The organism is Pseudomonas sp. 39004, assembly GCF_028682155.1.
Lineage (GTDB): Bacteria > Pseudomonadota > Gammaproteobacteria > Pseudomonadales > Pseudomonadaceae > Aquipseudomonas > Aquipseudomonas capeferrum.
In genome coordinates this window covers 1-8471 of record NZ_JANIAG010000206.1, presented here as the reverse complement: position 1 = coordinate 8471, position 8471 = coordinate 1, and the positions used below count along the sequence as shown (strand labels likewise).

The window sequence follows — 8471 nt, the reverse complement described above, 5'->3', positions numbered from 1 at the left end:
CTTCGCGGCCCTGCCTACGCCGTCAATCGAGGCCGCCGTGCGCAAAGTGGGTGAAACCGCCCTTCGTCTACTGGATCAGGACGACGCCTGCGCGTAACTTTGCGCCGCCCACCATGGTCCAACCCCTTAGGCCTTTGCTGTACAGGACACGCTTACCTTGAGATTGCAGCGAGCTCTGCCGCTTCTGCTGACGCTATTGTGCGGCCTCGCAGGCTGCGCAAGCGTCGACATCCCCCGCGAAGTCAGCCAGGCGCTGCCGGCCAAAGACTCAGCCTTCGGTCGCTCGGTGCTGCGCCAGGCAGCGCCCTACGAGGGCCGTTCGGGCTTTCGTTTGCTACCCAACAGCAACGAGGCGTTTCGCGCGCGCGCCGAGCTGATCCGCAACGCCCAGGCCAGCATCGACCTGCAGTACTACATCGTTCATGACGGCCTCAGCACCCGTGCGCTGGTCCATGAACTGTTGCGTGCCGCCGACCGCGGCGTGCGCGTGCGCATTCTGCTCGACGACACCACCAGCGACGGCCTGGACACCATCATGGGTACCCTCGACGCCCACCCGAACATCCAGATTCGCGTCTTCAACCCGCTGCACCTGGGGCGCAGCACCGGGGTGACGCGCGCGGTGGGCCGCTTGTTCAACCTGTCGCGCCAGCACCGGCGCATGCACAACAAGCTGTTCCTGGTGGACAACAGCATGGCCATCGTCGGCGGGCGCAACCTGGGCGACGAATACTTCGATGCCGAACCCAACCTCAACTTCACCGACATCGACCTGCTGGGCGTGGGCCCGGTGGCCGAACAGCTGGGCCACAGTTTCGACCAGTACTGGAACAGCGCCCTGAGCCGCCCCATCGGCGATTTCCTCTGGCGCCAGCCCGATGCCCACGACCTGCACGCCAGCCGCCATCGCCTGGAGGTTTCCCTGGCCGAGGCGCGTACGCGACGCAAGGCCTTGTATGACCGCTTGATGGCCTACCAGTCGCAGCCGCGCCTGGATGTGTGGCGCAACGAGTTGATCTGGGCGCACAGCCAGGCCCTGTGGGATGCGCCGAGCAAGGTCCTGGCCAATGACGAGCCAGACCCGCAACTGTTGCTGACCAAGCAACTGGCCCCCGACCTGAACAACGTTCGCCACGAGCTGATCCTGGTGTCGGCGTATTTCGTGCCCGGTGAATCGGGCTTGCTGTACCTGACCCACAACGCCGATGCCGGCATCTCGGTCAAACTGCTGACCAACTCGCTGGAAGCGACCGACGTACCCGCAGTGCACGGCGGCTATGCGCCGTATCGCCGAGCGCTGCTCGAACATGGTGTGAAACTGTATGAGTTACGCCGCCAGCCGGGTGACCCGAGTGCCGGGCGCTTGAGCTTCCATGGCGGTTCGGATTCGAGCCTGCACAGCAAGGCGATCGTGTTCGACCGGCGCAAGACCTTCATCGGCTCGTTCAACTTCGACCCGCGATCAGTGCTGTGGAATACCGAAGTCGGGGTGCTGGTGGACAGCCCGGAACTGGCCGAATACACGCGCGCGCTGGCAGTGCAGGGTATGGCCCCGGCGCTGAGCTATCAGCCGCAGTTGCGGGACGACAAACTGGTGTGGGTGACTGAAGAAGACGGCAGGCAGCGGATACTGACGTCGGAGCCTGGCGGGATGTGGCGACGGTTCAACGCCTGGGTCAGCAAGGCCGTCGGCCTTGAAAAAATGCTGTGATCGCAGCCCTGTAGGCGCGGCCTTGCCGGGGCGCCGGACCGGGCGGAAAGGGCCGCAAAGCGGCCCCATACATGCTCAAGCCGAAGCCGGCTCGAAAGCCCCCCGCCGCCGAATCAACACCACCAACCCCGCCGCCCCCACAGCCATCAGCAACGGCAACGCATGCCCGCTGATCCACTGGCTGCCGGCCCCCGCCAACAGCGGCCCAAGCAGGCAACCAATGCCCCACAACTGCGCCACGTGGGCATTGGCCCGCACCAGCGCATCATCCCGATAGCGCTCGCCGATCAACACCAGCGACAAGGTGAACAGGCCACCGGCACTGGCCCCGAACAGCACCCACAGCGGCCAGATCACCGGCGTGTGCAGCAACAGCGGAATCGCCAGGCTTGAGCACAGCAAGGTCACCGCACAACCGCTGAACAGGGTGCGCCGCGACATGCGGTCGGCCAATGCGCCGATGGGCAATTGCAGCACCGCATCGCCCACCACCACGGTGCTCACCATGAACAGGGCAATCTCGGTAGTGAACCCTTGCTGCAGGCAGTAGACCGGCAGCAAGGTCAGGATCATCGCCTCGAACGAAGCGAACAGGGCAATCGCCCAGGCGATCACCGGCAGGCGCCGGCAGAAGGCGAACAGGTCGCGGAAGGTGACGCTGTACGCTTCGGTGGTCGGCGCCCCGCCGCGCCCCAACAGCACCAGCGGTGCCAGCAACAGCAAGCCGGTCGCGGCCCAGAAACCGAAGTCGTCGTCCGAGCCGAGAAAGCCCAGCACCAATGGCCCGGCCAGCTGGCTCAAGGCATAGCTGCTGCCATACAGCGCCACCAGCCGGCCCCGCCATTGCTCGACCACCAGCTGGTTGATCCAGCTTTCGCCAAGGATGAACACCACGGTCAGGGACATGCCGATCAGCAGGCGCAGAGCCAGCCAGAGCGGGTAGCTGGGCAGCAGCGCCAGCAGGCCGATCGACAGCGCACCGCCCCACAGGCACAGGCGCATCGCCGAGGGCACGCCGACCCAACCGGCCAGGCGGCTGGCCAGGCTGGCGCCCAGCAATACGCCCAAGGCAGGCATGGCGGCCATGACGCCGATGGCAAAACTGCCGTAGCCCCACCCTTCCAGGCGCAGGGACACCAGCGGCATGCTCACGCCGAGCGCCAAGCCGACACTGAGTACGGATGCCAGTACGGCGAAGTAGGTGCCCCAGCGCATGTGTTCTTCCTGTTGGATTTTCTTGGGCCCACTCGCGGAACAAGCCCGCCCCCAAAATCTCACCACCGAGATTCTGAAATCAGTGGTGAGCCTGTGGGAGCGGGCTTGCCCCGCGAATGGGCCGCAGCGCGGCCCCAGCGATTTACAGCTTGATCCAGGTCGCCTTCAGCTCGGTGTACTTCTCCAGCGCATGCAGCGACTTGTCACGGCCGTTGCCCGACTGCTTGAAGCCGCCGAACGGTGCGGTCATGTCGCCGCCGTCGTACTGGTTGACCCAGACACTGCCAGCGCGCACGGCACGGGCGGTCTTGTGGGCCTTGGAGATGTCCGAGGTCCAGATGCCGGCGGCCAGGCCATACGGCGTGTCGTTGGCGATGGCGATGGCTTCTTCGGCAGTGTCGAAGGTAATCACCGACAATACTGGGCCAAAGATCTCTTCCTGGGCGATCTTCATGGCGTTGGTCACGCCGTCGAAGATGGTCGGCTCGACGTAGGTGCCGCCGGTCTCTTCGAGGATGCGCTTGCCACCAGCCAGCAGTTTGGCGCCGTCCTTGTGGCCGGCGTCGATGTACGACAGCACGGTGTTCATCTGCTGGGTGTCGACCAGAGCACCGACGGTGGTCTGCGGGTCCAGTGGGTTGCCTGGCTTCCAGCCTTTGAGGGCCTCGACCACCATAGGCAGGAAGGTGTCCTTGATCGAACGCTCGACCAGCAGGCGCGAGCCCGCGGTGCAGACTTCGCCCTGGTTGAAGGCGATGGCGCTGGCGGCGGCTTCGGCGGCAGCTTGCAGGTCTGGCGCGTCGGCGAAGACGATATTCGGGCTCTTGCCACCGGCTTCCAGCCAGATGCGTTTCATGTTCGATTCGCCAGCGTAGATCATCAGTTGCTTGGCGATCTTGGTCGAACCGGTGAACACCAGGGTGTCGACGTCCATGTGCAGGGCCAGGGCCTTGCCCACTGTGTGGCCGTAGCCTGGCAGCACGTTCAGCACACCGGCCGGGATGCCGGCTTCGATGGCCAGCTGGGCGATGCGGATGGCGGTCAGTGGCGATTTCTCGGACGGCTTCAGGACTACCGAGTTACCGGTGGCCAGGGCTGGGCCGAGCTTCCAGCATGCCATCAGCAGCGGGAAGTTCCACGGCACGATGGCGCCGACCACACCCACCGGCTCACGGGTTACCAGGCCGAGCTGGTCATGCGGCGTCGGCGCGACTTCGTCGTAAACCTTGTCGATGGCTTCGGCATTCCAGTGCAGGGCTTGTGCCGCACCTGGGACGTCGATGCTCGAGGAATCGCCGATCGGCTTGCCCATGTCCAGGGTTTCGAGCAGCGCCAGCTCTTCGACGTTCTTGCGCAGCAGGTCGGCGAAGCGGATCAGCTTGGCCTTGCGCTTGGCCGGCGCCAGGCGCGACCAGACACCGGAATCGAAGGTGGCGCGGGCGTTCTCGACAGCACGGTTGGCGTCGGCCAGGTCGCAGCTGGCGACCTTGGCCAGGAAGCGTCCGTCGACCGGGCTCAGGCACTCGAAGGTTTCACCGGATGCGGCGTCGGTGTATTCGCCGTTGATGAAGGCACGGCCTTCGATCTTCAGTTGCTGGGCACGTTGTTCCCAGTCCGCACGAGTCAGGGTGGTCATACGAAACTCCTCCTCTTGTTTAGGTGCAACGCCGCACTGAGGACTCACTGGCGTTGTCAGAATTCTGGCCGGGCGACGAGCGCACACGGGCAAGCGATACCCTAAACCAGGCTGTGTAAACTATCAATATATTTGACACGAAAGGCCTAAACGCCTACTGATGTCCATTTTATTAAACAACAACAGGAGCCGCACCATGAGCATCGCCAGCATCATCGACTTCGCCCAGGTTCTTACCGAGGCCGAACGCTACCGCCCCGCGGCAGAGAAAATCCTCAAGGGCGAGCCGGACCAGGCCGTCTACAACCACTACGCCAGCCCGTGCGGCCAGTTCGCCGCAGGCGTCTGGGAAGGTGAAGTCGGCCAGTGGACGGTCAACTACACCGAACACGAGTACTGCGAGATCGTGCTGGGTGTTTCGGTGCTGCGTGACCAGGACGGCGGCGCCAAGACCCTGCGTGCCGGTGATCGGTTCGTCATCCCGGCAGGCTTCAAGGGCACCTGGGAGGTGTTGGAGCCTTGCCGCAAGATCTATGTGATGTTCGAACAGAAGTAACTATGTAGCACAGCCCGCCAGCTGGCATGCGTGAGTATGGCCCTGCCCACACCGGGCCATTTACTTCAGAAGGATGCCAAGCATGAACAACGATGAAGCCCTGCAAGCCCTCGCCCAGCTGGTCAACACGCCTTACGAGCCTGGGGTTAAAACCACCATCAGCGCACTCACCAGCCGCGCTCGTGTGGTAGGCCCCAATGAGATGTCCACCCGCGAATACGATACCAACCGGGTGCACATCAAGACCGATGCCAACGGCCTGATTCAGGGATTCAGCTTCGGCTGACCGAGCGAAGGCCATAAAAAAACCCGCGTCCTTTCGGATGCGGGTTTTTTTTCAGGTCGCCGATCAATTACTTGATCTTGGCTTCCTTGTACACCACGTGCTTACGAACAACCGGATCATATTTCTTGATCTCGATTTTGTCCGGGGTGGTGCGCTTGTTCTTGTCGGTGGTGTAGAAGTGGCCGGTACCGGCACTCGAAACCAGACGGATCAATTCACGCATGATGTTCTCCCTTAAACCTTGGCGCCAGCTTTACGGATGTCAACCAGAACGGCGTCGATGCCGCGCTTGTCGATGATACGCATGCCCTTGGCGGAAACGCGCAGACGCACGAAACGCTTCTCGGACTCAACCCAGAAACGGTGGTGCTGCAGGTTCGGCAGGAAACGACGACGGGTTTTGTTGTTTGCGTGGGAAATGTTGTTCCCGGTTACTGGACCCTTACCAGTAACTTGACAGACTCTCGACATGACTCAGCCCTCTAAAACCACATGCCCAACCCGGCATGGGTTGGCCGCTTAATCTCTCAGTCTTTGGCGCCAGGCGCCGTGATTCTGGAGGTCTTATCGACCGGATCCGCTGATGCGACAGGCCGAGCCCCTAGAAAAGAGCGCTGCTTTATACCAGAAAGACTCGACTGCAACAACATATGATGAATATTGACACGACGCCGAGTGCGCCGGGGCAGCATAGCGGCAGGCCCCGGCAGGCGTCGACCACTCGTCGCCGAATTTGTAAAAAAGGGTGTGGTCATTTGCAGGCGGGCGCACTAGGGTAGGACGTTTCCAGACTGCACTGGCAGATGGGCCACTGACAGCCAAGGAGTCACGATGCGTGCCGCCGCCCTTTCCCTCTTGTTCACCTCACTGTTTACCGCAGGCGTCACCCAGGCAGCCGCGCTGAGTGTTTGCAGCGAAGCCAGCCCCGAAGGTTTCGACGTGGTCCAGTACAACTCGCTGACCACCACCAACGCCTCGGCCGACGTGCTGATGAACCGCCTGGTGGAGTTCGATGCGACCCAGGGCAAGGTGGTACCCAGCCTGGCGGCGAGCTGGACGGTGTCGGCCGACGGCCTGATCTACGATTTCAAGCTGCGCGATGACGTGAAGTTTCACACTACTGCCTACTTCAAGCCGTCCCGCGCGCTGAACGCCGACGATGTGCTGTTCAGCTTCCAGCGTATGCTCTACCCGGCCCACGCCTGGCACAAGACCGCCCCGGGCGGTTACCCGCACGCACAATCGCTGCAACTGGGCAGCCTGATCAAGTCGATCGACGCCCCTGAACCGCAGACCGTGCGCTTCACCCTGGCCCACCCGGATGCCACGTTCCTGGCCATCCTGAGCATGGGCTTTGCCTCGATCTATTCTGCCGAATATGCCGACAAGCTGCTCAAGGCAGGTACCCCGGAAAAGCTCAACAGCCAGCCGATCGGCACCGGGCCGTTCGTCTTCCAGCGCTTCCAGAAAGACGCCGTGGTGCGCTACCGCGCCAACCCCGACTACTTCGCTGGCAAGCCTGCCGTCGACCCGCTGATCTTCGCCATCACCACCGATGCCAACGTGCGCCTGCAGAAGCTCAAGCGCAACGAATGCCAGGTCGCCTTGTCGCCCAAGCCCCTGGATATCGCTGAAGCCAGCAAGGATGGCAGCCTCCAGGTCGCCAGCACGCCGGCCTTCATGACCGCCTTCGTCGCCATCAACAGCGCACACCCGCCGCTGGACAAGCCAGAGGTGCGCCAGGCCATCAACCTGGCCTTCGACAAGCAGGCCTACCTCAAGGCCGTGTTCGAAGGCACCGCGACACCCGCCAACGGCCCCTACCCGCCCAACACCTGGAGCTACGCCAAGGACCTGCCTGGCTACCCCATGGACCTGAAAAAGGCCAAGGCCCTGCTGACCAAGGCAGGCCTGCCAGAGGGTTTCAGCACCACGATCTGGACCCGCCCGTCGGGCAGCCTGCTCAACCCCAACCCCAGCCTTGGCGCGCAGATGCTGCAAGCCGACCTGGGCAAGATCGGCATCAAGGCCGAGATCCGGGTGATCGAATGGGGCGAGTTGATCCGCCGCGCCAAGGCCGGCGAGCATGATTTGCTGTTCATGGGCTGGGCGGGGGACAACGGTGACCCGGATAACTTCCTGAGCCCGCAGTTTTCCTGTGCTGCAGTGAAATCAGGGACCAACTTCGCGCGGTTCTGCGACAGCCGCCTTGACCAGTTGATCAATGCTGGCCGCACCACCAACGACCAGAGCGTGCGCAGCCGGCTGTACCAGCAGGCGCAGACACTGATCCAGCAGCAGGCACTGTGGGTGCCGCTGGCGCACCCCACAGCGGCCACCTTGCTGCGCCAGGGGGTCGAGGGGTACCAGGTGAGCCCGTTCGGGCGGTTGGATTTCAGCAAGGTTTCGGTGACCCGCTGAGGGTGTAGCTGCCCGTGCCGGCCTCTTCGCGGGTCAAGCCCGCTCCCACAGGTACTTCACTGTTCTCAAGGGCAGTGACATACCCGCGAAGAGGCCGGCACAAGCACCGCAGCACCTAGGCAACGATCCACCCCTGCTCCACCATCGACAACGGCTCGCCGTCACCCACGATGACGTGGTCCAGCACTCGCACATCGATCAGCCCTAGCGCTCGCTTGAGCGCTAGTGTCATGTGCACATCATCCTGGCTTGGCTCGCTGTTGCCCGACGGATGGTTGTGGCACAAGATCAACGCCGCCGCGTTGTGCAGCAACGCCCGGCGCACCACTTCCCGCGGGTAGATACTGGCCCGGTCGATCGTACCCCTGAACAGGATTTCGAACGCCAGCGGCCGGTGTTTGGTATCCAGAAACAAGCACCCAAACACCTCACTGGCCTCATGCCGCAGCATGGCCTTGAGGTAACGCCGCACCGCCACCGGGCTTTCCAGCGCAGGCGTGCGCTCGATACCCTCATCCAGGTAACGCCGGCCAATCTCCAGCAAGGCCTGCAACTGGGCGTACTTCACGGGGCCGAGGCCAGGCTCGCGCAAAACGGCTTGGCGATCGGCATCGAGCAACTGCCTCAGGCCGCCAAAGCGATGGAA

Annotated in this window: 9 protein-coding genes; 4 read left to right on the top strand and 5 right to left on the bottom strand. The window is 63.1% G+C overall.

Going from position 1 to position 8471, the window contains the following annotated elements; genetic code table 11:
- Positions 1-157: 157 nt before the first annotated feature.
- Positions 158-1711: a phospholipase D family protein gene (locus tag NP534_RS23845; RefSeq protein ID WP_274100332.1), complete on the top strand. Its 1554-nt coding sequence runs from the start codon at positions 158-160 to the stop codon at positions 1709-1711.
- A 75-nt stretch (positions 1712-1786) separates the two neighbouring features.
- On the opposite strand, the gene NP534_RS23840 is transcribed toward NP534_RS23845, so the two are convergent.
- Positions 1787-2926, bottom strand: coding sequence for an MFS transporter (locus tag NP534_RS23840; RefSeq protein WP_274100331.1), 1140 nt, complete (start codon positions 2924-2926; stop codon positions 1787-1789).
- Positions 2927-3068: 142 nt separating this feature from the next.
- Positions 3069-4562 carry an aldehyde dehydrogenase gene (locus NP534_RS23835; RefSeq protein WP_033702292.1) on the bottom strand — a complete coding sequence of 498 codons (1494 nt, stop codon included), beginning with the start codon at positions 4560-4562 and terminating at the stop codon, positions 3069-3071.
- 196 nt (positions 4563-4758) lie between these two features.
- Here NP534_RS23835 and NP534_RS23830 point away from each other — a divergent pair, with 196 nt between their 5' ends.
- Together NP534_RS23830 and NP534_RS23825 are read left to right on the top strand one after the other, a co-directional pair.
- Complete coding sequence (locus NP534_RS23830; RefSeq protein WP_033702294.1) at positions 4759-5118, top strand: cupin domain-containing protein; 360 nt, start codon at positions 4759-4761, stop codon at positions 5116-5118.
- Positions 5119-5200: 82 nt separating this feature from the next.
- Positions 5201-5404: an I78 family peptidase inhibitor gene (locus NP534_RS23825; protein ID WP_274100330.1), complete on the top strand. Its 204-nt coding sequence runs from the start codon at positions 5201-5203 to the stop codon at positions 5402-5404.
- A gap of 67 nt (positions 5405-5471) precedes the next feature.
- On the opposite strand, the gene rpmG is transcribed toward NP534_RS23825, so the two are convergent.
- Together rpmG and rpmB are read right to left on the bottom strand one after the other, a co-directional pair.
- On the bottom strand, positions 5472-5627 hold the full coding sequence (rpmG, locus tag NP534_RS23820) for a 50S ribosomal protein L33 (RefSeq protein WP_003253507.1): 156 nt from the start codon (positions 5625-5627) through the stop codon (positions 5472-5474).
- Positions 5628-5638: 11 nt separating this feature from the next.
- Entirely contained in the window at positions 5639-5875 is a 237-nt protein-coding gene (gene rpmB, locus NP534_RS23815; RefSeq protein WP_003253504.1) for a 50S ribosomal protein L28, read from the bottom strand.
- A 360-nt stretch (positions 5876-6235) separates the two neighbouring features.
- On the opposite strand from rpmB, the gene NP534_RS23810 reads away from it, so the two are divergent.
- On the top strand, positions 6236-7825 hold the full coding sequence (locus NP534_RS23810) for an ABC transporter substrate-binding protein (RefSeq protein WP_274100329.1): 1590 nt from the start codon (positions 6236-6238) through the stop codon (positions 7823-7825).
- A 115-nt stretch (positions 7826-7940) separates the two neighbouring features.
- Here the strand turns inward: NP534_RS23810 and radC are convergent.
- A partial coding sequence (gene radC, locus NP534_RS23805) for a RadC family protein (RefSeq protein WP_274100328.1) occupies positions 7941-8471 on the bottom strand: 531 nt, incomplete at its 5' end.